Source organism: Mesorhizobium sp. P2_D6, from assembly GCF_056404315.1.
Map to the genome: position 1 here is coordinate 94,002 of NZ_JBFUEG010000001.1, position 25,689 is coordinate 119,690.

At 63.5% G+C, this 25,689-nt stretch carries 21 protein-coding genes; 10 read left to right on the forward strand and 11 right to left on the reverse strand.

Going from position 1 to position 25,689, the window contains the following annotated elements:
* The first annotated feature begins 20 nt into the window (after window positions 1-20).
* The 3 genes from AC1D1L_RS00390 (at window position 21) to AC1D1L_RS00400 (ending at window position 2,920) form a co-directional block, all read left to right on the forward strand.
* Window positions 21-389: a four helix bundle protein gene (locus tag AC1D1L_RS00390; protein WP_477337914.1), complete on the forward strand. Its 369-nt coding sequence runs from the start codon at window positions 21-23 to the stop codon at window positions 387-389.
* A gap of 139 nt (window positions 390-528) precedes the next feature.
* Window positions 529-1,815, forward strand: a complete 1,287-nt coding sequence (locus tag AC1D1L_RS00395; protein WP_477337916.1) for an NAD(P)/FAD-dependent oxidoreductase — start codon at window positions 529-531, stop codon at window positions 1,813-1,815.
* A gap of 247 nt (window positions 1,816-2,062) precedes the next feature.
* The gene (locus AC1D1L_RS00400) at window positions 2,063-2,920 is read left to right on the forward strand and encodes an SH3 domain-containing protein (RefSeq protein ID WP_477337918.1); all 858 of its coding nucleotides are present in this window, start codon (window positions 2,063-2,065) and stop codon (window positions 2,918-2,920) included.
* Window positions 2,921-2,968: 48 nt separating this feature from the next.
* Here the strand turns inward: AC1D1L_RS00400 and AC1D1L_RS00405 are convergent, their stop codons facing one another.
* Together AC1D1L_RS00405 and AC1D1L_RS00410 are read right to left on the reverse strand one after the other, a co-directional pair.
* A complete protein-coding gene (locus AC1D1L_RS00405) occupies window positions 2,969-3,844 on the reverse strand; it encodes a glutamate ligase domain-containing protein (RefSeq protein WP_477337920.1) in 876 nt (291 codons plus the stop codon).
* A gap of 101 nt (window positions 3,845-3,945) precedes the next feature.
* Window positions 3,946-4,692, reverse strand: a complete 747-nt coding sequence (locus tag AC1D1L_RS00410; RefSeq protein WP_352558744.1) for an SDR family oxidoreductase — start codon at window positions 4,690-4,692, stop codon at window positions 3,946-3,948.
* A gap of 324 nt (window positions 4,693-5,016) precedes the next feature.
* Between AC1D1L_RS00410 and zwf the strand changes: the two genes are divergently transcribed.
* The 3 genes from zwf to edd all read left to right on the forward strand — a co-directional run bounded on the left by zwf (window position 5,017) and on the right by edd (window position 9,073).
* Window positions 5,017-6,486 (forward strand): glucose-6-phosphate dehydrogenase, encoded by a 1,470-nt coding sequence (zwf, locus tag AC1D1L_RS00415; RefSeq protein ID WP_477337922.1) that lies wholly within the window; start codon window positions 5,017-5,019, stop codon window positions 6,484-6,486.
* Complete coding sequence (gene pgl / locus AC1D1L_RS00420; RefSeq protein ID WP_477337924.1) at window positions 6,468-7,184, forward strand: 6-phosphogluconolactonase; 717 nt, start codon at window positions 6,468-6,470, stop codon at window positions 7,182-7,184. The genes zwf and pgl overlap by 19 nt, the downstream gene beginning before the upstream one ends.
* 65 nt (window positions 7,185-7,249) lie before the next feature.
* Window positions 7,250-9,073 carry a phosphogluconate dehydratase gene (gene edd / locus AC1D1L_RS00425; RefSeq protein WP_477337926.1) on the forward strand — a complete coding sequence of 608 codons (1,824 nt, stop codon included), beginning with the start codon at window positions 7,250-7,252 and terminating at the stop codon, window positions 9,071-9,073.
* A 67-nt stretch (window positions 9,074-9,140) separates the two neighbouring features.
* Here the strand turns inward: edd and AC1D1L_RS00430 are convergent, their stop codons facing one another.
* The 4 genes from AC1D1L_RS00430 to AC1D1L_RS00445 form a co-directional block, all read right to left on the reverse strand.
* Window positions 9,141-10,811, reverse strand: a complete 1,671-nt coding sequence (locus AC1D1L_RS00430) for a vWA domain-containing protein (RefSeq protein WP_477337928.1) — start codon at window positions 10,809-10,811, stop codon at window positions 9,141-9,143.
* A gap of 149 nt (window positions 10,812-10,960) precedes the next feature.
* Window positions 10,961-11,923, reverse strand: coding sequence for a GlxA family transcriptional regulator (locus AC1D1L_RS00435; protein ID WP_112561945.1), 963 nt, complete (start codon window positions 11,921-11,923; stop codon window positions 10,961-10,963).
* A gap of 53 nt (window positions 11,924-11,976) precedes the next feature.
* Window positions 11,977-12,876 (reverse strand): bifunctional methylenetetrahydrofolate dehydrogenase/methenyltetrahydrofolate cyclohydrolase FolD, encoded by a 900-nt coding sequence (gene folD, locus AC1D1L_RS00440; protein WP_477337930.1) that lies wholly within the window; start codon window positions 12,874-12,876, stop codon window positions 11,977-11,979.
* A gap of 230 nt (window positions 12,877-13,106) precedes the next feature.
* Window positions 13,107-15,470: a GumC family protein gene (locus AC1D1L_RS00445; RefSeq protein ID WP_477337932.1), complete on the reverse strand. Its 2,364-nt coding sequence runs from the start codon at window positions 15,468-15,470 to the stop codon at window positions 13,107-13,109.
* A gap of 199 nt (window positions 15,471-15,669) precedes the next feature.
* Here AC1D1L_RS00445 and AC1D1L_RS00450 point away from each other — a divergent pair, with 199 nt between their 5' ends.
* Window positions 15,670-16,965 (forward strand): lipopolysaccharide biosynthesis protein, encoded by a 1,296-nt coding sequence (locus AC1D1L_RS00450; protein ID WP_477337934.1) that lies wholly within the window; start codon window positions 15,670-15,672, stop codon window positions 16,963-16,965.
* Here AC1D1L_RS00450 and AC1D1L_RS00455 read toward each other — a convergent pair.
* Genes AC1D1L_RS00455 through AC1D1L_RS00465 form a run of 3 tightly spaced genes read right to left on the reverse strand, consistent with a single transcriptional unit; the run spans window position 16,962 to window position 19,845 of the window.
* Window positions 16,962-17,885, reverse strand: a complete 924-nt coding sequence (locus tag AC1D1L_RS00455; protein ID WP_477337936.1) for a DUF6492 family protein — start codon at window positions 17,883-17,885, stop codon at window positions 16,962-16,964. The two genes, AC1D1L_RS00450 and AC1D1L_RS00455, sit on opposite strands and share 4 nt — an antisense overlap.
* The gene (locus tag AC1D1L_RS00460) at window positions 17,882-18,676 is read right to left on the reverse strand and encodes a WecB/TagA/CpsF family glycosyltransferase (RefSeq protein ID WP_477337938.1); all 795 of its coding nucleotides are present in this window, start codon (window positions 18,674-18,676) and stop codon (window positions 17,882-17,884) included. The genes AC1D1L_RS00455 and AC1D1L_RS00460 overlap by 4 nt, the downstream gene beginning before the upstream one ends.
* On the reverse strand, window positions 18,673-19,845 hold the full coding sequence (locus tag AC1D1L_RS00465; RefSeq protein ID WP_477337940.1) for a glycosyltransferase: 1,173 nt from the start codon (window positions 19,843-19,845) through the stop codon (window positions 18,673-18,675). The genes AC1D1L_RS00460 and AC1D1L_RS00465 overlap by 4 nt, the downstream gene beginning before the upstream one ends.
* 173 nt (window positions 19,846-20,018) lie before the next feature.
* Between AC1D1L_RS00465 and AC1D1L_RS00470 the strand changes: the two genes are divergently transcribed.
* The 3 genes from AC1D1L_RS00470 to proC all read left to right on the forward strand — a co-directional run bounded on the left by AC1D1L_RS00470 (window position 20,019) and on the right by proC (window position 23,206).
* A complete protein-coding gene (locus tag AC1D1L_RS00470; protein ID WP_477337942.1) occupies window positions 20,019-21,017 on the forward strand; it encodes a glycosyltransferase family 2 protein in 999 nt (332 codons plus the stop codon).
* On the forward strand, window positions 20,986-22,305 hold the full coding sequence (locus AC1D1L_RS00475; RefSeq protein WP_477337944.1) for an O-antigen ligase family protein: 1,320 nt from the start codon (window positions 20,986-20,988) through the stop codon (window positions 22,303-22,305). The genes AC1D1L_RS00470 and AC1D1L_RS00475 overlap by 32 nt, the downstream gene beginning before the upstream one ends.
* Before the next feature lie 85 nt (window positions 22,306-22,390).
* Window positions 22,391-23,206, forward strand: coding sequence for a pyrroline-5-carboxylate reductase (gene proC, locus AC1D1L_RS00480; protein ID WP_477337946.1), 816 nt, complete (start codon window positions 22,391-22,393; stop codon window positions 23,204-23,206).
* A gap of 50 nt (window positions 23,207-23,256) precedes the next feature.
* On the opposite strand, the gene AC1D1L_RS00485 is transcribed toward proC, so the two are convergent.
* Window positions 23,257-24,135 (reverse strand): MBL fold metallo-hydrolase, encoded by an 879-nt coding sequence (locus AC1D1L_RS00485; protein ID WP_477337948.1) that lies wholly within the window; start codon window positions 24,133-24,135, stop codon window positions 23,257-23,259.
* Between the two features lie 201 nt (window positions 24,136-24,336).
* Window positions 24,337-25,650: an NAD(P)H-dependent oxidoreductase gene (locus tag AC1D1L_RS00490; RefSeq protein ID WP_477337950.1), complete on the reverse strand. Its 1,314-nt coding sequence runs from the start codon at window positions 25,648-25,650 to the stop codon at window positions 24,337-24,339.
* Window positions 25,651-25,689: the final 39 nt, after the last annotated feature.

Below are 25,689 nucleotides of genomic sequence, written 5' to 3' on the forward strand. Positions count from 1 at the left end.
AGTAGGGCAGTAGGGCGAGGATGGCAGCCAAGATTGAATCGTACCGGGATTTGATTGTCTGGCAGCAGGCTATGGATTTGGCGGTTTCAATCTACGAAACAACCAGAGCCTGGCCAAAGGATGAGCGCTACGGGCTGACAGGTCAGGTACGCCGTGCGGCGACCTCCGTTCCCGCCAACATCGCCGAGGGCTACGGTCGAGAGAGCCGGGCTTCCTATCAGCAATTTCTCAGAATTGCCCAAGGCTCCCTCAAGGAATTGGAGACGCATCTTTTGATTGCGCAACGTGTCGGGATCGCCTCGCACGAAGCTGTCAACGCTTTGATGACCACCAGCGAGAGCGTTGGAACGCTCTTGCGACTTCTGATCCGCAAATTGTCTCCAGAATAGCCCCACCTTACTGCCTTACTGCCTTACTGCCTTACTGCCTTACTGCCTTACTGCCTTACTGCCTTACTGCCCTACTGCCTTACTGCCTTACTGCCTTACTGCCTTACTGCCTTACTGCCCTACTGCCCTAGCGAGCATCATGCCTTACCAATCCCCCATTTCTCCCGGCCGCTCCTGGTATGAGGATACAGCTGGGCCACGGCCCGAGTACCCTTCGCTAGACGGTGATCGCCAATGCGACGTCGTCATTGTCGGCGGTGGGTTTACCGGCCTTTCTGCGGCAGCCCATCTGGCCAAAGCCGGGACCGATGTCGTCTTGATCGAGGCGTATCGCTTCGGCGACGGCGCCTCCGGGCGCAATGGCGGCCAGCTCGGCACCGGCCAGCGCGCCTGGGCCGAGGAGATGGAGGCCGAATACGGCTTCTCCCGTGCCAAGGCGCTGTTCGATCTTGCCGAGGAAGCCAAGGCGCACCTGCTCGAATTCGCCGCCGTCAACCAGATCGACATCGACTATATGCACGGTCAGTTGTCGGTGGCGCACAAGCTGCGCTATGTCGACGACTACAAGGCGCATGCCGAGATCATGGCGGGCCGCTTCAACTATCCGCACATCGCCTTCATGGATGCCAGGGAAACGGCCGAACGACTAGGCTCCACACGCTACTTCGGCGGCACCCGCGACACCGGCACAGGACACATCCACCCGATGAAACTGGTGATCGGCACGGCAAAGGTGGCGACCGCGGCCGGCGCCCACCTGTTCGAGCAGACGCCATCGACCGGCATAACGTCCAGCGGCGGCAAGGTCAGGGTCACGACGCCGAGAGGCACCATCACCGCGCAGAAATGCCTGATCGCCGTCAACGCCTATGGCGGCACCCTTGAGCCGGTGAGTGCCGCGCACATCATGCCGATCGGATCCTTCATCGGCGCGACGGTGCCGCTGGGGGTGGACTCCAAGGTGCTGCCGGGCGGCGAGGCGGTCGACGATTCGCGTTTCGTTGTGCGCTATTTCCGCAAATCCAGGGATGGAAGGCTGCTGTTCGGCGGGCGCGAGGTCTACGGCGTCAACGATCCGAAGGATATCCATATCCATATCCGCCGGCAGATGGCGGAACTTTATCCGGACCTCCGGGATGTCGAGATCACTCATGGCTGGGGCGGTTATGTCGGCATCACCGTGCCGAGAAAGCCGTTCGTGCGCGAGGTGATGCCCAATGTGATCTCGGCCGGCGGCTATTCCGGTCACGGCGTCATGCTGTCGAACTTCTTCGGCAAACTCTATGCCGAAACCGTCGCCGGCAACCGCGATCGGCTCAAGCTGATCGAGGATTTGAACATCCCGGCCTTCCCCGGCGGCCGACGCTTTCGCACGCCGCTGCTGTTCCTGGCGCTCAACTGGTTTGCGCTGCGCGATCGAATCTAGAGCAACAAGCGATTCCGTCTGTAATATTCGTTGCTTGAGCGACACATTGCAGAATCCTTAACAAGGGTGCAGAATCCACGGTTGGGGCGCACTGATGCCACAATCGCGGGTAAAAGGTGCCGGTTCTGGGTGATTGAACGGGGACTTTTGCGGGCCTGCCCGCTTGTTTTTGGGACCGATGCCGATCGGATGCCGGCCTTCCGGCGCTGATCGAAAGAACATCGGCCGCATGTTGGAGGTGGCAAACGTGAACGAGCCCTTCAGTTTCGGGGCGCCGGAACGACGGCGCTTTGCCATGCAGTTCGGTTACGACATGCGGCCCTCCTTCTGGCAGGGGGTGCGCACGAATTCGCATCTGGTGATCGCCGCGGTCGGCACCGCTGCGCTGCTTGGCGTGGCGGGTATCGCGCTTTGGCTGGCGTTGCCGGCCAACGACCGGCAGGCGAGCGCCAGCACACAGCCTCTTTCGCAGCAGAGCGTTCCAACCATCCCGGTCAAGACAACCAAGATCGCCCCGGTCACAGTTGCCGCGGTAGCGGCGGCGCAGGCCGCACGTAAGGGCGATGCGGTTTCGCCAACGGTGGCTGCTGGGGCGGCCGCGATACCGGCGCTGGCGGCCAACGATCCGCGCTGGACTGCGCCGCAATCGAACAGCGACGCTGAAGCCACGCCGTCCGATCAGGCCGCGGCCGAGCAGGCAGCAGCCAAGCCATCAGATGCGGCAGCTTACGAGGAACCGTCGGCGCAGAGCGATGCCACGACGCAGCTGTCAAAGGTTGCTGCACCAGACGCCGGGCACACCGACGGCGCCGAAACCGCCGCTATCCCAACACCGAAACCGCAACTGCCGGATGCGCAATCTTCCGCGGCAGCGGATGATGCCCAGGCCAAGGCCCAGCCAGAGAAGGTGGCTGCTGCCGATGCCACCGGACGCATACTCAGGACAGTGACAATGCGCACCGGTCCGAAGAAGAATGCCGCCGCCATGGGAACCGTGCCCGCCAAGTCATCGGTGCAGGTGGTGAGCTGCAAGAAATGGTGCCAGATCGTCTACAACGGCAAGCGCGGCTGGATTTACAAGAGCTACATCAAGACCAGGGCGTGAGACAACGACGTCGTCGAGGCTGCCCGGGACCAAGCCGCCAGATTCTGGTCAGCCACCGAGCAACCATCTGAAACGGTGTCTTCTGCGGGCAAGTTTGCGCTTTGCCAGGAAATCCGAGTGCTCCTCGAACGGCACCTCATACAGGCCGCACATTTGGCAGCTTTCTGACTTGCCGCATACCGGAATCCAGCATTTCACATCGTGCGTCCAGGCGAGCGCGATCCTTTCCAGATGAAGGTTGGACGAACTTTTCAGCAGAATTAGTTCTCCTGGGCCTGCCGTCTGTTTGATATGATCCGAAACTTCCTTGGCACTGCGAAGCTCGATGAAACGGCCGCTGTCGCGGTCGGCCTGGCTGGCGCGCGAGCGATGCGCATTGTCGCCCGTGTAGATGACCTCATCGGCGATTTCGCGCGCGATCTTGTAGGCGGTGCCGTATTTCCTCGACGAGCCGGCGTAGTCGGATATCTGCCCAAGCACAATGCGCTTACGAGAGGCCTTGGCCTTTGCAATCATCTCCAGGGCAATGTTGATCGAATGCCAGGGCGCTTTGGCGGTATCGACCAGGAATTGCGGACCTGCTTGTACCTCTTGCACGGTGGAGCGGTTGGGTAACGGTTCAAACGATGCCACTTGCCCAGCAATTTTCTCTGGCGAGACGCCAAGTTCCAAGGCGGCGGCCACCGCGGCTGCAGTCGGCAGCCAGAACTCGCCGGGAAAAGGCGCATGAATATTCAGGCTGCCACCGCGCCAACGAAGGGTGAACCGCAGCAATTCTGGATACGCGGCATACACGTCACTCACGCGGTAGTCTGCCCTTTCGGATTGGCCAAAGGTCGCAATCCGGCACTTCGCGCCAGATGCCATACCGAGCACTGCCTTTCGGTGGATCGTGAAGTCAAACTGGGCCTGGCGTGACGACAACTGTTCGTTCCTCGGCTGGCCGGCGAACCGATGCGAACTCTTGCTGACGTTGCTCTATCTGCCACGCATTGCGAACAGAGAGGTACTTCCCTCAAATTTGCTTAGATGCAGCGGCCGCCATCGACCTCCAGCGCCACGCCGGTGATGAAGGCGGCTTCGTCGGATGCGAGCCACAGCGCGGCGTTGGCGATATCGAGCGGTGTCGACAGCCGGCCGAGTGGGATCGAGGCGCGGAACTTCTCGCGGATTTCGGGCGTGTCGGCGCCCATGAATTTCTCCAGCATGGCGGTTTCGCCGGCGACAGGGCAGAGACAGTTGACACGGATGTTCTTGGGCGCGAGTTCGACAGCCATCGACTTGGTGGCGGTGATCGCCCAGCCTTTCGAGGCATTGTACCAGGTGAGGCCCGGCCGCGGCCGCAGACCTGCGGTCGAAGCCGTGGTCAGGATGACGCCGCCGCCCTGCCGCTCCATGATCGGCACCACGGCAAGCGCGGCATGGTAGATCGCCTTCATGTTGACTGATGTGATCAGGTCGAAGGTCGCCTCGTCGACGTCGAGCATGTCGCCATTGCGATGGGTATAGCCGGCATTGTTGACCATGATGTCGATGCGGCCGAAGGCGTTTTTTGCCGCATAGACCATCTCGTCGAATTCGGAACGCTGCGAAACGTCGGTCTGGGTCCAGATCGCGGCCTCGCCGATGTCGGCGGCGACACGCTCCGCGCCCTTGGCGTTGAGGTCGGCGACGACGACCTTGGCGCCCTCTTCGGCAAAGCGCCTGGCCATGCCTTCGCCGAAGCCCGCTGCCGCACCGGTGATGACGGCGACCTTGTTTTCCAGACGCATGCTTTTTCCGCTCATTCCAAGATCACCTCGCATGCGCATTTCTCTCTTTGTTTTGATGCATGTCGTACTCTCAAAACCGGGGTCACTTTTGAGCGACATGCATTAGCTTTCGTCACATTCCCGCTCTATGTTGCAGGTGCGAAAAGCTCCCCGGGACCATACCTTGACGAAAAGCCTCCGGGTGGCAGCCAGTGTCAAGGCACATTTGGACCGAATCAATATGCAGTGATTGGTCCTTGATGTGACACCATGGCACTGGATAATTTAAATCGATTAGATTATATCCAGCCGCGTCACAGTGTGCGGCGTCAAAGCGGACAGACCATGACCAGCCAGATCATCCCCGTCGATCCCTTCGACTTCATCATCTTCGGCGGCACCGGCGACCTGTCGGAACGCAAGCTCCTGCCGTCGCTCTACCATCGCCAGCGCGACCATCAGTTTTCCGAGCCGACCCGCATCATCGGCACGTCGCGCTCGAAGATGAGCGACGAGGAATTCCAGGCTTTCGCCAGCCAAGCGATTTCCGAACACGTCAAGCCGGCCGATATCGACGCCAAGGAGCTGAAGACGTTCTTGGCGCGGCTGTCCTACGTGTCGGCCGACGCGACGACGGGCGCCGGCTTCGACAAGCTGAAAAAGGCGATCGGCGACAGCGACCGCATCCGCGCCTTCTACCTGGCGGTAGCGCCGGCGCTGTTCGGCGACATCTCGCACAAGCTGAAAGAGCACAAGCTGATCACGCCGAACTCGCGCATCGTGCTGGAAAAGCCGATCGGCCGCGACCTTGCCTCGGCGCGCGCGCTTAACGATGCCGTCGGTGACGATTTCGACGAAAGCCAGATCTTCCGCATCGACCACTATCTCGGCAAGGAGACGGTGCAGAACCTGATGGCGCTGCGCTTTGCCAACGCGCTCTACCAGCCGCTGTGGAACTCCGCGCATATCGACCATGTGCAGATCACGGTCGCCGAAACCGTCGGTCTCGAAGACCGCGTCACCTATTACGACAAGGCTGGCGCGCTGCGCGACATGGTGCAGAACCACATGCTGCAGCTTTTGTGCCTGGTCGCCATGGAAACGCCGTCCTCGATGGACGCGGACGCCGTGCGCGACGAGAAGCTGAAGGTGCTGCGCGCGCTGAAGCGCATCAACGGCAACGAGGCGCCCAAGCACACGGTGCGTGGCCAGTACCGTGCCGGCGCGTCGGCCGGTGGCGCGGTGAAGGGTTATGTCGAGGAGCTCGGCAAGGACAGCAACACCGAGACCTTCGTCGCCATCAAGGCGGAGATCGGCAACTGGCGCTGGGCCGGCGTGCCGTTCTATCTCAGGACCGGCAAAAGGCTGGCAAGCCGGGTTTCGGAAATCGTCATCGAGTTCAAGCCGATCCCCTTCTCGATCTTCGACGAGAGCGCGGGACCGATCTTCGCCAACCAGCTGGTCATCCGGCTGCAGCCCGACGAAGGCGTCAAGCAATTCATCATGATCAAGGATCCGGGTCCGGGCGGCATGCGGCTGCGCCAGATCCCCCTCGACATGAGCTTTGCAACATCTTTCGACGGTCGCGCGCCCGATGCCTATGAACGGCTGATCATGGATGTCGTGCGCGGCAACCAGACGCTGTTCATGCGCCGCGACGAAGTCGAGGCGGCATGGAAGTGGATCGATCCGATCCAGAACGCCTGGGAGAGCGCCAGGCAGGAGGCGCAAGGCTATACGGCCGGCACATGGGGCCCCTCGGCCTCGATTGCGCTGATCGAACGCGACGGGCGGACATGGCACGAGAGCAATTGAGCGAACCCGCCTACAGCTGGAACGGCTTTACCGGGCGCCAGGACCTGGCGGCAGCCCTTGCCGGCAACGTCGCGGCGCGGCTGACCGGGGCCATCGACGAGCGCGGCACGGCTCTGCTTGCCGTTTCCGGCGGCACCACGCCGGCGAAGTTCTTTGCAGCGCTGTCGGCCATTCCGATCGCCTGGAACAAGGTGACGGTCACGCTGGTCGACGAACGGTTCGTGCCGGCCTCCTCGCCGCGCTCGAATGCCGGGCTGGTAGCCGCCAATCTGCTGCAGAACGCGGCGGCGGCCGCGCAATTCGTGCCGATGTATCACGAGGCCGCAAGCATCGAGACTGCCGCAGCGTCCGACGACATGGCACTCAAGGCACTGGCCTGGCCGCTCGACGTCGTCGTGCTCGGCATGGGCGGCGACGGCCACACCGCGTCGTTCTTTCCCGATGCAGATAACCTCAGCGACTTGCTCGATCCTGCCTCGCGCAGGATCGTGCTGCCGGTGCATGCACCGAGCGGCGGCGAGCCGCGGCTGACCCTATCGATGGCGCGCATCATCGCCGCCGGCTTCATCGCGCTGCATATCGAAGGCGAGGACAAGCGCATCGCCTTCGAGAATGCGATGGGACCGGGTGCGAAGAAGCCCATTCGCAAAGTGCTCGAAGCAGCCCCGATACCGGTAGAGGTGTTCTGGGCACCCTGATTTTCACGAAAAGCAGCCCCGGCAAACAGTGGGAGGACGTTCTCCGGGGCTCGAAAGGACCGACCATGACAGCCAGACGCGACATCGAAGCCATCACGGAACGCATCCGCCAGCGCTCGAAAGCCGGCCGCGAGCGCTATCTCGGGCGCATCGCCGAGGCCTCGAGCCGCACCGCCAACCGTTCGGTGTTGTCCTGCGGTAACCTCGCGCATGGCTTTGCCGTCTGCAGCCCGTCTGAAAAGCTGGCCCTCGGCGCCGACAAGGTGCCGAACCTCGGCATCATCACCTCCTACAACGATATGCTGTCGGCGCATCAGCCGTTCGAGACGTTTCCGGCGCTGATCAAGGATGCCGCGCGCGAAGTTGGCGGCATCGCGCAGGTGGCCGGCGGCGTGCCGGCCATGTGCGACGGCGTAACCCAGGGACAGCCGGGCATGGAGCTGTCGCTGTTCTCACGCGACATCATCGCCATGGCCGCCGCGATCGGCCTGTCGCACAACATGTTCGACGCCGCCGTCTATCTCGGTGTCTGCGACAAGATCGTGCCTGGGCTGGTGATCGCGGCCCTCACCTTCGGCCATCTGCCGGCCGTCTTCGTGCCGGCCGGACCGATGACGACGGGCCTGCCCAATGATGAGAAGGCCAAGGTTCGCCAGCTCTATGCAGAGGGCAAGGCAGGACGCGCGGAACTGCTCGAGGCCGAGTCCAAATCCTATCATGGGCCGGGCACCTGCACCTTCTACGGCACCGCCAATTCCAACCAGATGCTGATGGAGATCATGGGCCTGCATACGCCCGGCGCCTCCTTCGTCAATCCGGGCACGCCGCTGCGCGACGCGCTGACACGTGAGGCGACGAAGCGGGCGCTGGCGATCACCGCGCTGGGCAACGCCTACACGCCGGTCGGCCGCATGATCGACGAACGCTCTTTCGTCAACGGCGTGGTCGGCCTGCACGCCACCGGCGGCTCGACCAACCACACCATCCACCTCATCGCCATGGCGGCGGCAGCCGGCATCACGCTGACCTGGCAGGACATTTCCGACCTGTCGGAAGCGGTGCCGCTTCTGGCCCGTGTCTATCCGAACGGGCTTGCCGACGTGAACCATTTCCATGCCGCCGGCGGGCTTGGCTTCCTGATCCGCGAACTGCTCGACGAAGGCGTCCTGCATGAGGATGTGCAGACGGTGTGGGGCGAAGGCCTCCGGCCCTATGCGGTCGAGGCCAAGCTCGGCGAAGACGGCAGCGTGGTGCGCGAAGCCTCGCCGCTGCAGAGCGGCGACGAGAAAGTGCTGGCGCCGTTCGCCAAAGCCTTCCAGCCGACCGGCGGCCTGAAGGTGCTGGCCGGCAATCTCGGCCATGCCGTCATCAAGACCTCCGCCGTGAAGCCGGAACGCCGCGTCATCGAGGCGCCGGCCAAGGTGTTCGACAGTCAGCAAGGCCTCAACGAAGCCTTCAAGGCCGGCACGCTCACAGGTGACTTCATCGCCGTCATCCGCTTCCAGGGGCCGAAGGCCAACGGCATGCCGGAACTGCACAAGCTGACCACTGTGCTTGGCATCCTGCAGGATCGCGGCCAGCGCGTCGCGCTGGTCACCGACGGGCGCATGTCGGGTGCTTCCGGCAAGGTGCCGGCGGCGATCCATGTGACGCCGGAAGCGGTCGAGGAAGGGCCTATCGCCCGGATCCATGACGGCGACATCATCCGGCTCGACGCCGACGCCGGCACGCTGGAAGTGCTGGTGCCTGGGCCTGAGCTCGCGCTGCGCCGCACGGCCGACATCGATCTCATCGGCAACGAGTTCGGCTTCGGCCGCGAGCTGTTCGCCGGCTTCCGTCAGCTGGTCGGCCGCGCCGATCATGGCGCCAGCGCTTTCGGCACGGCCTGACGCATTGTTGCCTCGTATATGAAAAGGGCGGCTGGTGGCCGCCCTTTTTGCATTCGTGCGAACGATCCTATTGCACCGTGAGCTCGGCTCGCTCGCCGGCCTTGACCGTTACGGTGCCTTCCTTCGAACTGTTGTCCGACTTCTCCGAGACGACTGCATAATCGCCGGCCGCTATCGCCGCCTGATACTTCTGATCGTAGGCGTAGCCAAGTGACTTGCGATTGCCGTTGATGTCCTTCTTGGCCTCGAAAATCTCGATCTTCGATGCGCCGGGCGCGGTGATTGCCAATACACCGGCGTTCATGGCGACCTTCACATCGTCGAACTCGCCGACCTTGACGGTGAACGGCTGCTCGACGACGGCGAGGTCGACCGTCGTGATCAACACGTAGTCATCGGGCGGCAGATCGAACTTGCTGTCTGGACCATAGGCATAGGTCACTTCTTGCCGTGTTCCGTCGATCTTCTTTTTCGCCTTGAGCACCTTGAAGCCGATGCCGGAACCGTCGGCCTTGTCGCCGCCGGCCACATAGTAGGCATTGACAACGACATGTCCGACGCCGGCGATCATGTCCTTTTCCACGGTCTTGCCGGCAGCGAGCGGGATTGTTTCGCTTACCACGCCCTGCCCGATCGTGACTGTCACCTTCTCGTCGCCGGCCGGCAACACGACTTTCGTGGTTCCGTAATAGGTCGCCGGATTGTCAGCGCCCGGATAGTCGACCACGACAGCCGCGCCATCGACGACATCCGCCCCCGCGCTGGGACGCGGATGGATGATCAGAGTGCCAGCGTTCAGCGTGAACAATGGGCTGTAGACCTGGCCTGCCTCGATCTTGAGCTTTTGTTCGGTCTTGGCCTCGCCGTCACGCGCGACGATGATGTAGTCGCCCGGCTCCAGATTGCCCTTGTAGGCACCGTATTCGGTGGTGACGTTGTCTCCACGCGTGCCGTCGGATTTTGCCTTGTAGATTTCCCAGGCATTGCCGTCGGTAACCGGATCACCGCCTTCTGCAAGCACCAAGGTCGGCAGTAGGTTGAATTCCGGCTTGGCCGGCTCGGGCGCCGGAGCCGGTGCCGGAGCAGGCGCCGGAGCGGGTTCAGGCGCTGGTGCTGGGGCCGCGACGGTTTCGACCAGCGCTTCCTGCAGCGCCTTCTCGTCCGAAGCCTGGATGTATTTTCCGCCGGTGTTGTCGGCCAGGCATGCGATCTGCTTGCCTTCGTCGGCGGTCAGGCCGAAGCCGACGACATCGGCGGTGAAGTCGACGCCCGACGCTTCCAGTTCCTTGCCCAGCGCGCACGGGTCACCTTCGCAGGTTTCAAGCCCGTCGGTGATGAGAACGACGGTCGCCTTGTCCTCGGTGTATTTCAAGGCTTCAGCCGCCTGCTTGACGGCAGCGGTCAGCGGCGTCTTGCCGAGGAACTTCAGGCTGTCGGCGGCGGCCGAAATGGCACTGGCCGAGCCGGCCTGCGGCGGCACGATCAGCTCGATGTCCTCGCAGCTGCCCTTCTCGCGATGGCCATAGGCCATGAAGCCGATCTCGTCGTCGGCCGGGACTGACTGCAGCACGGTTCTGAGCGATTCGCGCGCGATTTCGAGCTTCGGCTTGCCGTCGATCTGGGCCCACATCGAGCCTGAAGCGTCAAGGATGATGATGACCTTGTTCGCGGCAAAGCCGAGCGACGTCATCGACAAAAGGAGCAGCGCCGCAGCGACGCTCCGCAAAAGTCCCGCCATTGGAATCTCCTTGAGGCCGCCCTCTGGTCCGCGCCGGAAGCTATTTGACGGCGCGTTCGGACACAAGCCTAGAGCGTGTCACGAACGGTTGCAGTGTAACAGGATCGGCCTCGGGCGAAGGCCTGTTCCGAGGCTGGCTCAGCACCGCATCAGTAGGTGGTGCGCCGCTCCTCGGAAGGCGGACGGCCGAACTGCAGACGGTAGCTCTGCGCGAAATAGGAGTGCGAGGTGAAGCCGGTGGCGATCGCCACATCGAGGATCGGCATATTGGTCTGGCGCAGCAATTCGCGCGCCCGCTCGAGCCTGAGCCGCATGTAATAGCGGCCGGGCGTCACGCTCAAATGGCGCAGGAACAGGCGCTCGACCTGACGCACCGACAGGCCCGCCGACTTTGCAAGCTGCACCGCCGACAGCGGCTCGTCGAGATGGTCGGCCATCAGTTCGACGATGCGCCTGAGCTTCTCTGATTTGCCGGTAAGGTCACGTTCCGGCCCGACGCGCTGGCGGTCGCCGGCGGAGCGAATGCGCTCATGCTGGAACTGGTTGGCGACGCCATTGGCAAGGTTGGAGCCGAAATCGCCGCGCACGATCTCCAGCATCAGGTCGATCGACGTAGTGCCGCCGGCGCAGGTGTAGCGCTTGCGGTCGATCTCGAAGACGTTGCCCGTGCAGTTGATATCGGGAAAGCGCTCGACGAAGCCGGCGCGGTTCTCCCAATGGATGGTGCAGCGATAGCCTTCGAGCTGGCCGGCTTCGGCGAGCAGATAGGAACCGACAGACAGCGCCCCGAGCGCGTTGCCGCGCCGGCCCCAGCTGCGCAGCGCCGCCAGCACCTTGCTCTTGCCGGGGAATTCGATCGACAAGCCCACCGACACGAACAGGATGTCGACCGGCGGCAAGTCGGCGACGGCATAGTCGATCTTGAGCGGCAGGCCGTTGGAGGCCATGACCGGATCGCCGTCGGCCGAGACTGTGGTCCAGCCGTAAAAATCGCGACCGAGCAGGCGGTTGGCCGAGCGGAAAGTGTCGATTGCCGCGGCCAGCGAAAACATCGAAAACTTGTCGACCAGCAGGAACGCGAACTGCCGGCCGCCTTGAACGGGATCATCCATGACCGGCCGTTCAGAGGGAATACTGGGGTTCGGCAAAGAAGCTGCTTTCTGGGTCAGAAGGAAGGCCGCTTCAAGCCGGCCGCGAGGTAGGCTGAGGCTAACGTATTGGCCATCAGCATGGCAATGGTCATCGGTCCGACACCGCCGGGCACCGGGGTGATGGCGCCAGCGGCCTTCGCCGCCTCGGCATAGGCGACATCGCCGACGAGGCGGGTTTTGCCTTCGCCCTTCTCGGGTGCCGGAATGCGGTTGATCCCGACATCGATCACCGTGGCGCCCGGCTTGACCCAATCGCCCTTGACCATTTCTGGCCGGCCGACGGCCGCCACCAATATGTCGGCGGTACGGGCCAGCGCCGGCAGGTCCCTGGTGCGGCTGTGGGCGATGGTGACTGTACAATTGGCGGCAAGCAGCAGATTGGCCATCGGCTTGCCGACAATGTTGGAGCGGCCGACAACGACCGCATTTAGGCCGGAAAGATCCTTGCCGCGCACGCGTTCGATCAGAAGCATCGAGCCCGCCGGCGTGCAGGGCACGAAAGCGGTCTCGAGTTCGCCGGTGCCGAGCTTGCCGACATTGATGAAGTGGAAGCCGTCGACATCCTTTTGCGGCGCGATCGCCTGGATGATCTTGCCGGCATCGATATGGGCGGGAAGCGGCAGCTGCACCAGGATGCCGTTGACGGCCGGATCGGCGTTGAGCTCGCCGATGATCTTCAGCAATGCCTCTTCGGACGTGTCGACCGGCAGCGTGTGCTGCAGCGAATGAAAGCCGCATTCCTTGGCGGTACGCGACTTCGAGGCGACATAGACCTGGCTTGCCGGATCCTCGCCGACAATGACCACCGCCAGGCCGGGCTTGGCCTTGCCTTTGGCGATCAGGTCCGCGGTCAAGGCCTTGACCTTCTGAACCACGTCTGCGGCGACGATCTTTCCGTCAATCACTTCGGCCATGAACCATCCTCGACATCATTCCAGCCAAGGCGCGGCGCGCGCCTTGAACATTGTTTCGCGCATGTCGTTGTTCCAAACGTTCCGCCCATTCGGGTCAAGCCCGACGGCAGCGCTTTTTGGGCGCCATGCTGCGCGGCATTTTCACGAAATTTCGCTTGGGCAATCCCGTCAAAGCGCCGTCAGATGCCGTAAACTCGAAACCGGCCGCTTTTATTCCGTGCCGGCGGGGTTCAGAAATAACGGCGGCGCGAACGGTTTTCGGTGAGTTCGCGCACCGCCTCGCGAAATTCGCGCAGGCCGGCGCGAATATCGTCGATTTGCGCCTGCTGGTCGTCCGGCGCCGCCTCGGCCGGCTGCGGAGAAGACCACTGCCCGGACGCTGCAGGCATCGGCTGCTGCGAATAGGCGTAGTCGGCCGGCTGAGCGGGCTGCGCGTAGCCGGGCTGCTGCTCATAGGGATAGGCGTGCGGAACCTCTTGCCTGAAGTCCGGCTGACGATAGCCCACGGGCTCCTGCACCGGCCTTGCAGGTTCGGCGATGGCGGACGCTGCCGGGTGAGCGCGGCTCATCTCAGCGGGTTTTCCTTGCGGCGTCTCGCCGCCTGGCATGGCATTGCGTATCGCTGACAACAGTCCACCGAGCAAACCTGCGGCCTGGGCGGGTGCGGTCGCGGCCAAGGGCATCGCAGGTGTTGCAGGCGGCGGTGCGGGCGGTGGCGCTGCGCGATAGATCTTGTCTTCGACGGTTGGCCGGCGCTCGTCTGTTCTGCCGCGCGAACGCGAGCCAGCGGCGTCGCGCAGGCTTGCAAAGGCGCCGCGCATCGCACCGAGACCGATGCCGGCAAAAAGGCCGAGCAGCAGGCCGGCCAGCGCTATTACAGCCCGCGACGGTCCGTTGGGTTCGAGTGGCGGTTGCGCGGGGGTCATCAGATTGATGTTGGTGGTGTTGATGTTTTGCTGTTCGCCGGTCTCCTTGGCGCGCAGAAGGTATTGTTCGTAGACGTTGCGCTTGGCGGTGGCATCGCGCTCCAGTTCGCGCAGGCTGACAAGGTCGCTGTTGACGTCGCCGCTCTGGACCTTTGCCTGGGCCAGGCGGGAGGCGAGATCCTGCTCGAGTTGAACCGAGCGCTTCAAGTCGACCTGCAGCGACGAGGCGATGCGGCGCAGTTCGCCTGCGATGCGCTCGCGTGAGCCGTCGAGCTGGGCGTTGAGCGCCTGGTATTCGGGATGACGCGGCCCCAGACGCACGGCGGCGCGGTCGGCCTCCTGCTTCAAAGCTGCATATTGCGCGCGCAGTTCGCTCATCGTGTTGGAATTGATTTCTTCCGGCAAGGTGCCGTTGATAACCGAATTGACGTCCAGCGAACGGGCCGACGCCGCCCGGGCGTTGAGTTCCAGCGTGCGGGCCCGGGTGACGGAGAGCTGCTCGTTGAGCTTCAGCATCTGGTCGTCGCTGATCAGATGGCCCTGCGCGTCGACGAGATCGTGCGTGGCCCTGAAGTCTTCGACCTTGCGCTCGGCCGTTTCGACATCCTTGCGCAGGTCATCGAGCTTGGCCGTCAGCTGGTCCGTCGCGCGTCCGGCCATCCCGAACTGGTATTGGGCCGCCTCCTGCTGGAAGACGTCCCTCGTCGTGTTGGCGATCTCCGCCGACTTGTCGGGACTTTGGGTGGTGGCGCTGATGGAAACGACAAAGCTCTTGCCGCTGCGTTCGACCGACAGGCTCTTGGCCAGATTGCCGACCGCCAGCGCCTGGCGGCGCACTTCACCGGCACCGCCAGGTCCATCCTGGCGCGACAGTATCGAGCGGATGAGCGACATGACGCCAAGGCCGCCGGAGCCCTGTCCGTTGAACTCCGGATCGTCGACGAGATGGAGATCGGCGACGACCTTGTCGAGGACCTTGCCTGATGTCACCATCTTGATGCGGGTTTCGACGACGGCCAGCGCCGCGTCGGGCTGCCCGACCGGTTGGGTGAGATCGTTGTCGGAAAGCTTCAGGTCGCCTGGCTCGATGACCATTTGTGTTGTGGCTTCGTATTTCTTCGGCGTCGAGACGGCAACGGCAACGCCAAGCACCGTTCCCAGTATCGTCGTCGAGACGATCAGCAGCTTGGACCGGGTGATGCCGCGGACGACCTGCAGCGGATCGATCAGCGGCTTCCATTCCTGTCCGTCATCGTCGTCGCGGTCCGCCCGCTGCCCGTCGGCATGGCGGGGCTCGTAGGCGGCGCGAGAGCGATCGAAACCCCGGGCATGCTCCTGACGCCGAACAGGCTCCTCAGCCGCGCCGGCTCTCGGATAGCGGACAGCTTCGTCTTGTTGAGACCATGTGCTGGCGGCCGAAGCGGATTCGCCGGCGGCCTGGAACTGCGGCGGCTCGGGCGGTGACGCTGGCGCGGGATTCGACCGCGCCTCGCGCTGCGAGCGGGCGATCCGGTGACGCGTTGCGGCGTCCTCGCGCCATGACGGATCGGCCCGGTCACCGATGGAGACCGGCGATGCATCCGCCGCCTCGTCGCCGCGCACAGCCTTGCCGAGCGCCAGGAGGGAGCGCTCGCGCCTCCAGTCTTCACGGTTTTCCCTGTCGACCATTGTCTCGAAACTTTACCCTTGGCGGCTTGGGAGCGGCGGTCGGCCAATCGTTAAGCCACGCTAAACAGGCATGGGAAACAAAAGGTTAATTTCCTTGGTCCGAAGCCGAAGTTTTCTCGCTTCTGCCGCACATTGTCGAGAGCGGAAAAGAGTGGTCAGAACCGCACGTTAAACTTTCCGGCCTATGGCTTTCCTCGACATGATGCAGGCCAGCGACACACCGCAAAGGCGGACACTCGCCCGGATCGGTACCTTCGTGGCCGAACGACGGGGGCTGGTCCGCGACTATCTCTCGGCGGTCAGCGGCGCCGGCGGGCGGCTGGTGTTCTCGCTCGCCTATTTCATCGCACTCGCCAACACGCTGTCGATCGCCGAGTTCGGCATGTTCGCCACCGCCTCGGCGGCCGGCGTCATGCTGTCGCGCATCCTCGCCTTCGGTTTCATCTCGGCGCTTTACCGGACCGCCACCATCCGACCCAACCTGATCGGCACCTTCACAGCCGGCTTCCTGCTGCTTGGCGCCGTGTCGTTGCCGCTGCTGGCGGCCGCCTCCTGGGGTGTCTACCTGATCTTCTTCGCCAGCACCGTGCCGCTGGCCGTCTTTGCCGCAATCGTCTTTGCCGAGGCACTTTTGTGGCGGCCGGTCGAGGTGGTGCTGATCGTCAACAATGGGCTCGGCAAATTCGGTCGCGCCGCCGTGCTGTCGATTGTGACCACGGCGTTTCGCGCGCTGGGCGCGGTGCTGTTCATGCTGTCGGGGCAACACAGCGTCTGGGTGTGGTCGTTGTTCTACATCGGCGCCAACGCCGCCTCGCTGTTGCTCGCCTTCGGCTTCTACTATCCGCGCCAGCGGCTCAGGCTGCGCACCGAGCTGTATCTGCGGCGGCTTGCCGATTCGATCTATGTCGCCGGAGCCGAAGTGCTGTTCTACCTGCAGTCGGAATTCGACAAGCTGCTCGTGCTGGCGATCGGCGGGCCGCATCTGGCCGGCATCTATGCCATCATCATGCGGCTGGTCGACCTGACGGCAATCCCGATCCGCACCTTCTCGATGATGCTGGTGCAGCGGATGATGCGGGCGCCGGAACTGTTGTCGCGACTGCGGGTCAAGAGTGGCATCGAAGCCGGCGTGTTCCTGGTATCGACATTGGCGCTGGCGGCACTCGGCATCGTCCTGCATTTCTTCCCCAATGCGCTGGGCCGGAATGTCGCCGAGGCAGCACCGCTGGTGGCATTGGCAATCGGCGTGCCGGGACTGCGCAACCTGGTCGAATACCAGGCCGAGCTTCTGTTCGCGCGTGGCCAGACCGCGATCCGCGCACTCAATCTCGGCCTGCTGGCCGGGCTGAAGGCGGTGCTGTTGACCTATGTGCTGACCACCATCGCCGACACGCCCACTCTGGTGCTGGCGCTCAATGTCGTCTTCCTGCTGCTCTATCTCGCCTCGGCGTTGCTGACTTATTCAGCGATGCGCAAGCCGGCAAAAGCTATTTAGTCCAGCCCGATCAGGCGGCGGATGCGGCCGATATCGGTGCCGATGAAGGACTGCATGCCGATCGCCACCTGTTCGGGCGCCATGGCGGCGACGAAGCTGCGGAATTCGTCATCCGACAGCGCCTCGCCGGTCCAATGCACGCGGCAGAATTCTTCCGAGCCGTGGAAATGGCCGGCGCCCCTCAGCACATCATCGACATAGCGGCCGTAGATCATGCATTCGGAGAATCTGCGCGCGGAGCCGATGACCTCGACCCAGTTCCGGCCATGAACCTTCTCGATCTGAGCACACATCGCCGTCACGGTCTGCCTGCGCCAGGCAATCAGCGTCGAAATATAGTCGTGGGTCGAAACTTCGGATGGATCGATGCCAAGCGCCGAGCCCGCATTGCGCGACCAGATGCAGTGCTCGTCGTGACCCTCGCTCGACAGCACGCCGTCGCGGCGGAACAGCCGCACCTTGCCGTCGCGCCAGAAGGCGTTCAGATCGAACGGTTTGACGAAGGCGACGTCGGAATCGCAGAAGACCAGCACGTCTTCCCCCGCATGCGCAGCGATGGCGATGCGGCGCAGCTGCTGCACATGCCAACCGCGTAGTGGCTGGGTCTTGAAGCTTAGCCAGAGGCGGCGGCGAAACAGGCTCATAGGATCGTCGAACACGCGCAGCCAGCGCGGCAGCAGGTCGCGTTCGTCGACGACAGTGCGGCGGCTGTTTTCCAATTGGCGAAACAGCGCTACCTCGCGATGCTCAACCAGTATGTAGTGATGCGCCACGCCGGAGACATGGCAGTCGAGGGTCTCGCACAGCAGACGGCAGCGCTCGAAATCCGGCGCATAGCTGGCGGTCACCACCGCCGCTGTCGGCGTCTGCGGCAGGACACCCGTGTCGGCGGCGGTATCAGGCACGAAGCGGCTGTTCACCGCAGCTCTCCGGCAGGCCTGGGTCGATGCGAGAATTTCTGCCTGACGGCACGCCACAGGAACAAGGGATTGCCGACGACGTAGCGGCGCCACAGCCGGCCCGGCTCGATGCACAGGCGGAACAGCCATTCGAGCCTCAGCTGGCGCATCCACAGCGGCGCACGCGGCACCGAGCCGGAGAGGAAATCGAGCAGCGCGCCGACGGCGATCGGCAGCGTGCAGTGGCGAGCATCGATATGACGGGCGATCCACAATTCCTGGCGCGGCACGCCCATGGCGACAAGCAGCACGTCGGGCCGCAACGCCTCGATGCGGTCGACGATTGCCTGCTCTTCGGCGGGCGAGAAATAGCCGTCATGGATGACGACGAATTTGTGCTGCACGGCCAGCGCCGCCAGCTTGATCGACGCCGCCTCGGCGTTGGCGCGGGTGGCGCCAAGCAGCCCGACGGTCAGCGGCCTTGCCGATGCCTGCAGAAAGGCCGGAATAAAATCCGTGCCGTTGAGATTGTCCGGGAATGGCGCGCCGTAGAGCAGCTTTGCCGCCAGATCGACGCCGACGCCGTCGGGCAGGATGAGGAAATCGTCGAGCGCTTCGGCAAAGACGGGATCGGTATAGGCGATGTTGGCATTGTGAGCGTTGAGAAAACTGACCTTGGTGAAGCGCCGCTCGGCAATCAGCCGGGCCAGCAGCGCGATCGCGTCACCCCAGCGGATGGCGACGACCGAAATGCCGAGGATCATCTTCAGGCTATCGAGCCCAAGGGCGGCGCGGGCGGTGTGCATGTTCATGCAAACACCTCCTGCCCAACCGGCCCGAGCCTTTCCAGGCCGAGCCTGATGGCGGCATCGAGCGCCTTCATTTGACTGCGATGGAAGGCGCTGCCGTCGACATCCCTGACATCAGCCGCCGCCGCTTCCAGCGCGCCGGCGAAGGCGGCCGGATCGTCTGTCACCACGCAGTTAACGGGGCGATGGTCGATGCCGCGCAGCGAGCGGCTGGTGGCGACCGACGGCAGGCCAAGCTCGAACGTTTCGATGGTCTTGAGCTGCACGCCGCTGCCGGCGGTGCTGATCAGCGGAATGACGGCGGCGCCGCGCACGAAAGCCTGCGCGTCGGGCACGCGGCCGACGAATTCGACACCGGGATGCGAAGAGGTGACGTCGGACGGCATGTTGCCGGCGATCCTGATGCGAAAATCCCGGCGAAGATGCGGCACGACCTTTTCCAGGAACCAGTCAAGGCCGATGCGGTTCGGCTGCCAGGTCCAGGTGCCGATCAGCGCCGCGTCGCAATCGATGATGCGCGGCTTTACCGGCTTCGGCGCCGTGGCGGTGGTCACCAGCGGCAGCACCGCCGAGCGGTCGTCGGAGGCAACCCCCAGTGCGGCGCGGTCTTCCTCGGCCAGCGTGAAGACGAAGCGAGCCTGGCGGCAGAGCCGCTCCTCCATGATCTTGAGCAGCCTCGCCTCGCGGACAAACAGCAGGCGCTGGAAGCGACTGTTTGTAGCAGCCGCATTCTCCCTGGCCGAAGCATGTTCGACATTGTGGGCGACGAAAATAGACGGGCGGTCGGCGAACAGTTTTTCGAAGGCGCCGGCAAACTGCACGGAATTCAGGACATAGCCGTCGAAGGGACCGGCGCGCTCGATCGCGGCGCCGACTTCGCTGTCGGAAACCGCACGCAGCTTGACGGAAGCAAAGGTGAGCCCCGAGAGCATCGCCTTGCCGAGCCAGGCGAGCTTCTGCTGCGCCGAGGCGCTTTCCGTGCGCACGTCGACGGCACCGAGCACGATGGTGTTTTCGGGATCGCTGGGCGCCTTGCCCGGCCAGATGAAGCCGATGACGGTGACGCGCACGCCGGCGCGCCGCAAGGCGGCGATGATCGCAGCATTGGCGATCTCATAGCCCGAGGCGAGTGCGCCGTCGGGCACGATCGATGTGGCGAACAGCAGATGCATCTCACCTATCCAGGCACGAGCCACTAGCAAAGCTGGGTGAACCCTTGATTAAGTCACACAACGCAACGGTTGAAAGGCGCGGATCGGCCGGCGCCGCTGCGAAAGGTGATTAACGAAACGTTATCATCGCAATGCTATCGAAAACCAGATTTAATACTTGCGGCTGGAAGCGGATGATCCCTTTGCCATCGGATGGTTCGGTATCGATCGCGGGACGCTCTCCGGGGCTCGCCGCCGAGACCATCGAAGCCGTCGTCACGCTGCCGACTTTTAAGCGGCCGCAACTGCTCCTGGAAACGCTGGCGTCGCTGAAGGCGCAAACGACCGCCAGGCGTTTTGCCGTCATCGTCATCGAGAACGAAGCCGATGCGCGTGAAGGCGCCAAGGCGGCAGTGCCGCTGTTCGAGCGCGGCGATATGACGGGCATGGTCATCATCGCGCATGAGCGCGGCAACTGCGGCGCCTACAATGCCGGCTGGCAGACGGCGATCCTGCATTTTCCGGACTTCAGGCATTTGCTGGTCATCGACGATGACGAGATCGCCGACGCCGACTGGCTGGAGCGGATGTGCAATGCGTCGGAGACACTCGGCGCCGACATTGTCGGCGGGCCGCAAGTACCGGTGTTTGCCGATCCGGCCCATGCGAAATGGGCCGAGCACCCGGTGTTTGCGCCGCCCTATCGCGAAACTGGCCGCGTTGCGGCGCTCTATTCCTCGGGCAATCTTCTGGTCGGGCGCAACGTGCTCACCACCATGGGGCCGCCCTTCCTCGACCTCCGCTTCAATTTCATGGGTGGCGGCGATTCCGACTTTCTCAGCCGGTCGGCGCAGAAAGGGTTCGTGCTTGGCTGGTGCGCCGAGGCCAAGGTGCGCGAAGGCGTCCCGGCCAGGCGCGTCGAGGCTGACTGGATCCGTGCCCGATCCTTGCGCAACGGCGTGATCTCGACACTGGTCGAGAAGAAGAAACGCGCCGGCACACCGTTGGCCGGGGTTAAGGTTTTTGCTAAAAGCCTGGCGCTTCTTGCCGCCTCGCCGCTGCGCGGTGCAGTCAGGCTGGCGCGGACAGGCTCCCCGTCGACGGCGCTTTATCCCGTCTATGTCGCGCTCGGCCGCGTGCTTGCCGAATTCGGATACGCCAATGAGCAATACAGGCAGCCTGAGAAGAACTGACGAGCTGCTGCTGGGCGGCATCGTCACCCGCGACGGCGTGGCGACGGCGATTGCCGCGCTGTTGTTTGCCGTCATCATCGTGTCGTTCCGGCCGTTTCAGCCGGCAGGTGCGGAACTGACCGGCGACGGAGGCGACATCGTCAATCAGCTCGGCTTCAGTTCGCTCGGCGCCATTTCGATCTTCTCACTGCTGACGTTCGCCGACCCCAAGGTGGTGCGCTCGCTGCTCAGCCCGTCCTGGATCCTGATGCTCGGCTTTTTCATGCTTTCGGTCGTCAACGCGACCGACCCGTCCTCGGCGATGCGCGCGGCCTTCTTCACGCTGCTCGGTATTTTGACGATAGCGACGATCCTGGTGCTGCCGCGCGACGCCGACAGTTTTTCGAAAGTCATCATCTTCACCGCCATCGTCGTCATCGGCCTGTCCTATGTCGGCCTCGTCGTCTTTCCGCACGAAGCGCTGCACACGGCGGACTCGCAGGAACCTGAACATGCCGGCCTGTGGCGCGGCGTCTTCGCCCACAAGAACATCGCCGGGCCTGTCATGGCCTGCTTCAGCTTCGCCGGCCTCTACCTCTTCCGGCGTGGGCAGCGGTTCTGGGGCGCGGCGATCTTCGGCGCGGCGATGGTCTTCATGCTGCACACCGGCTCCAAGACGACGGCCGGCCTGGTGCCGTTCTCGATCCTGATCGTGGTGCTGCCTGGCCTGATCGGCATGCGGTTCGGCACGCCGATCCTGTTTGCGCTGGCGATCATCGCGACGGCGGTCGGCACGCTCGGCATCGTCTTCATCCCACCGGTCAAGGAGCTGGCGGCAACCTATTTCCCCGACCTCACCTATACAGGGCGCACGACGCTGTGGGAGTTCTCGGGCGAGATGCTGGCGAAGAAGCCGTGGACCGGCTACGGCTATGAAAGTTTTTGGGGCACGCCGCTGCTGCTCAGCCAGGACCAGCCTTTCGACCGGCCTTGGGACATCAGGACTATCGTGCACGGCCATGACGGCTATCTCGACATCGCCGTGCTGATGGGCATTCCGGCGCTTTGTGTGGCGGTCTACACCTTCCTGATCGCGCCGCTGCGCGACTACATGCGCATCCCGCCGCGCAAGGAGAAAATCTATCTCGGTGATTTCTTCATGATGGTGGTGCTGTTCACGGCGCTGAACGCCTTTCTCGAAAGCTTCTTTTTTCATCGCGGCGACCCGGTCTGGCTGTTCTTCGTGCTCGGCGTGCTTGGCCTGAGGCAAGTGTCGCTGCGACCGATCGCGGTGCGCCGGCGCTCTTGACCGGCTGGCCTGATCCGTGCGCCCTTGAGGGGCTTTCCCGCTCCGCTACGAGCGTCTAAGGAGAGGCGTTCTCGGAGGGCTCTCAATGACGATCAGGCTTGTTCTCGCCGGCTGCGGCAATATGGGTTACGCCATGCTGGCGGGCTGGCTGAAATCCGGCAAGCTTGCGCCACATGCCGTGTTCGTGGTCGAGCCCAATGCCGAGTTGCGCAAGCGCGCCGAGCATCTTGGCTGCGGTGTGGCCGAGGATGCCAACGGCATCCCGGTCGATGCTGAGCCCGACCTCGTCGTCATCGCCGTGAAGCCGCAAGTGATCCGCGACGTCACCGCTGCCTACAAGCGTTTCGCCGATGGCAGGACCACCTTCGTCAGCATCGCTGCCGGCATGCCGGTCGCCACGTTCGAGCATATCCTCGGCCATCTCGCGCCGATCATCCGCTGCATGCCGAACACGCCGGCCGCGATCGGCAAAGGCATGATGGTGGTCTATTCCAACCCGCTGGTGACCGACGATGTCAGGCGTTTCGTCGCCGAGCTGCTGTCGGCGAGCGGGGTGGTGACGACGATCGACGATGAAGGCCTGATGGATGCGGTGACGGCGGTTTCGGGTTCCGGTCCGGCCTACATCTTCCACTTCATCGAGGCGCTGACAGTTGCCGCCGAGAGAGCCGGGCTGCCCACCGAGACTGCCAGGCTGCTCGCCATGCAGACCGTCTATGGCGCCGCCGCGCTCGCCGCCGAAAGCGGCGAAGGGCCCGGCCTGCTGCGCCAGCAGGTCACCAGCCCCAACGGCACGACCGCCGCGGCGCTTGCGGTGTTGATGGGCGAAGACCGGCTGACGAAGCTGCTGACCGAGGCGGTGGAAGCGGCGCGGCTCAGGTCGGTGGAACTGGGGAAGTAACCCCTGCGGGGGTCAGGGCTGTGTGCAGCCCTGACCCGAGGCAACCCGCATCAGCCCCACTTCATTTCACCCTTGGCGACCTTTGCGCCCAGCTCCAGCGACGAGACGTCGAGCAGATCGGGATAGCGCCGCTTCATCGCCGCAATCAGCTCGACGCCGGATTTCGCCTTGTCGGCTTCCTCATTGAACGCTTCGAGATAGGCGCGGGTGAATTCCACCGCAGCCAGACCGTCCGGTGCACCGGCTAGCTGATGAGACGGCACCACGATTTTAGGTTTGCGCGCCGTGATTTCATCGAGGGCGGCAATCCATTTTTTGCGGTCGTCAGTGGTTGGCTCGTCGGCAACCCAGACATGCACGCCCGACGAGATGAGTACGCCACCGAACACGGCTTCAAGGCTGGGCACCCAGAGATAGCGCCGGTCTTTCAGATCGGTAACGGTGACGATCTCGACCGCATTTCCTTCGATTTCAAGCGCGGTGACATCGGAAACCTCGGGAATGACGACATCCGCCAAAGTCTTTGGTCCATTGTCCTTGAGCTGCGGCCTCCAGACATCGAGCTTGGCTTGCACATTGGCTTTGATCGCCGCCACCGTTGCGCCGGCCGCAATGATCCTGGCGCCGGGGAATGTATCCGCGATGGGGCGCAGGCCGAAGTAGTAGTCAGGGTCGCTGCAACTGACGTAGACCGTGGTTAGGGTCTTGCCCGTCGCCTTGATCGCATCCGCGACCGCACGGCCATCGGACAGCGTAAATCCGCCGTCGAGGAGGATGGCTTCCTTCTCACCGGTCAGCAGCACCGGCGTGCGGCGGAAACCGTTCTCGTCAGCCTGAAAATAGGTCCATTTCAGCTTGCCGGCAGCCATGGCTGCGAAGACCAGGGGTTGCAGCATGGCAACCGTGCCGGCGGCCAGAAGGGTTTTCATCGTGTCGCGTCTTGTCCAACCGGTTTGCAAGATTTCAATCCTCAATGGGTTTCAACTGATCAGTCCGAGATTGGCATCTCCGCATCGTTTGAAAAATCCGGGTCAAAAAGACAGAGTGTCTGAATGGATCAGACAATGATCGCATGGGTACGGGAGCGCCCTCTGCGATTGCCCCCCGCCGCTTTCCAGACGGCCGAAGGCCTAGCCGCCATAAAGCATCTCATCCTGCAGCTTGCGCAGGGCGTACAGCCTTGTCGTCTGGTCGGGCGTGGCATTGTCCGTGGTCAGCAGTTCGCCCTTCCTGACCGGTTTCAGCACCTTGCCACCCTCGAGCAAGCCGACCGGCACGGCGCGGCGGGCGCGCGCCTCTTCAGCGGTCATGGTCCAGGAACGGTAGCAGGTCTCGCCAATGGCATCGAACGTTTCGCCCACGGCGAGATCGCGCTTGGCGACCGCGCAGACTTCGGCGACCGGCTTCGGCAGCGGCACCATGTCGGGCCGGCCATAGAGCATGATGCGCGCCGCGGTCAGCGGCACTTCCAGCGAGGTCAGGTGATAGGGCCGGAAGAAGCTGTAGTAGGGACCATGGCCGATATGCAGATCGTCCATGCGCTCGACGATGCGCGGATGCGTGGCCTCGACGATGACGAAGACGCCGGGCGCCACGCCCTTGCCGATGGTGTAATCGACCACACCCTTCTTCGACAGGATGCCGCCATCGGCGCGTGGAATGAGCACCTTTGCCAGCTGGTCGCGGTCGGCCTTGGGGCCGTGCATGCCAGGCACATCTGGCACCAGTCCGGTGGCGTTGGCGATGGCGCACATCTCGACCATGGTTTTCGAGCCGTCGACGAACTCGACCAGCATGCGCGGGTTCATGTTGCGGCGGATCGCTTCCTCGCGATAGTCGTCCGGCACGGCATCGTGGTTGAGCGGGTTGTTCTTGCCCTTGCCAGCCGAGACGATGGTGTAGCCGAGCGCCGAGGCGAACTCGATCAGCTCCATGCAGCTCGACGGCTCGTCGCCGGCGCCGACCGAATAGACGACACCGAGCCGGTCGGCCTGCTGCTTGAGATAACAGCCGATGGTGACATCGGCCTCGACGTTCATCATCACCAGATGCTTGCCATGCTCCATTGCCTTGAGGTCGAAATCTGCGGCGACACCGGGCTTTCCCGTGGCGTCGATGACGACGTCGATCAGCGGATTGGCGACCAGCGTCTCGTTCGAGGTGATGGCGATTTTCCCCGACTCGATCGCGGTGGTGACTTTCGATGCCGTGTCGGCCTCGACCGCCATCGCTTCGTCGCCGTAGGCGATGCGGATGGCGTCACGCGCGGTGTGCGGGCGGCGCGTCGAGATGGCGCAGATCGAAATGCCCGGCATCAGCATGCCTTGCGTGACCAGATCGGTGCCCATTTCGCCGGAGCCGATGACGCCGATGCGCACCGGCTTGCCCTCGGCGGCGCGCCTGGCGAGATCGCGGGCCAGTCCGGTCAGGGCAACATTGGTCATGCAAGCGTATCCACGGCTTCTTGATTTGCAGGCGGGAAT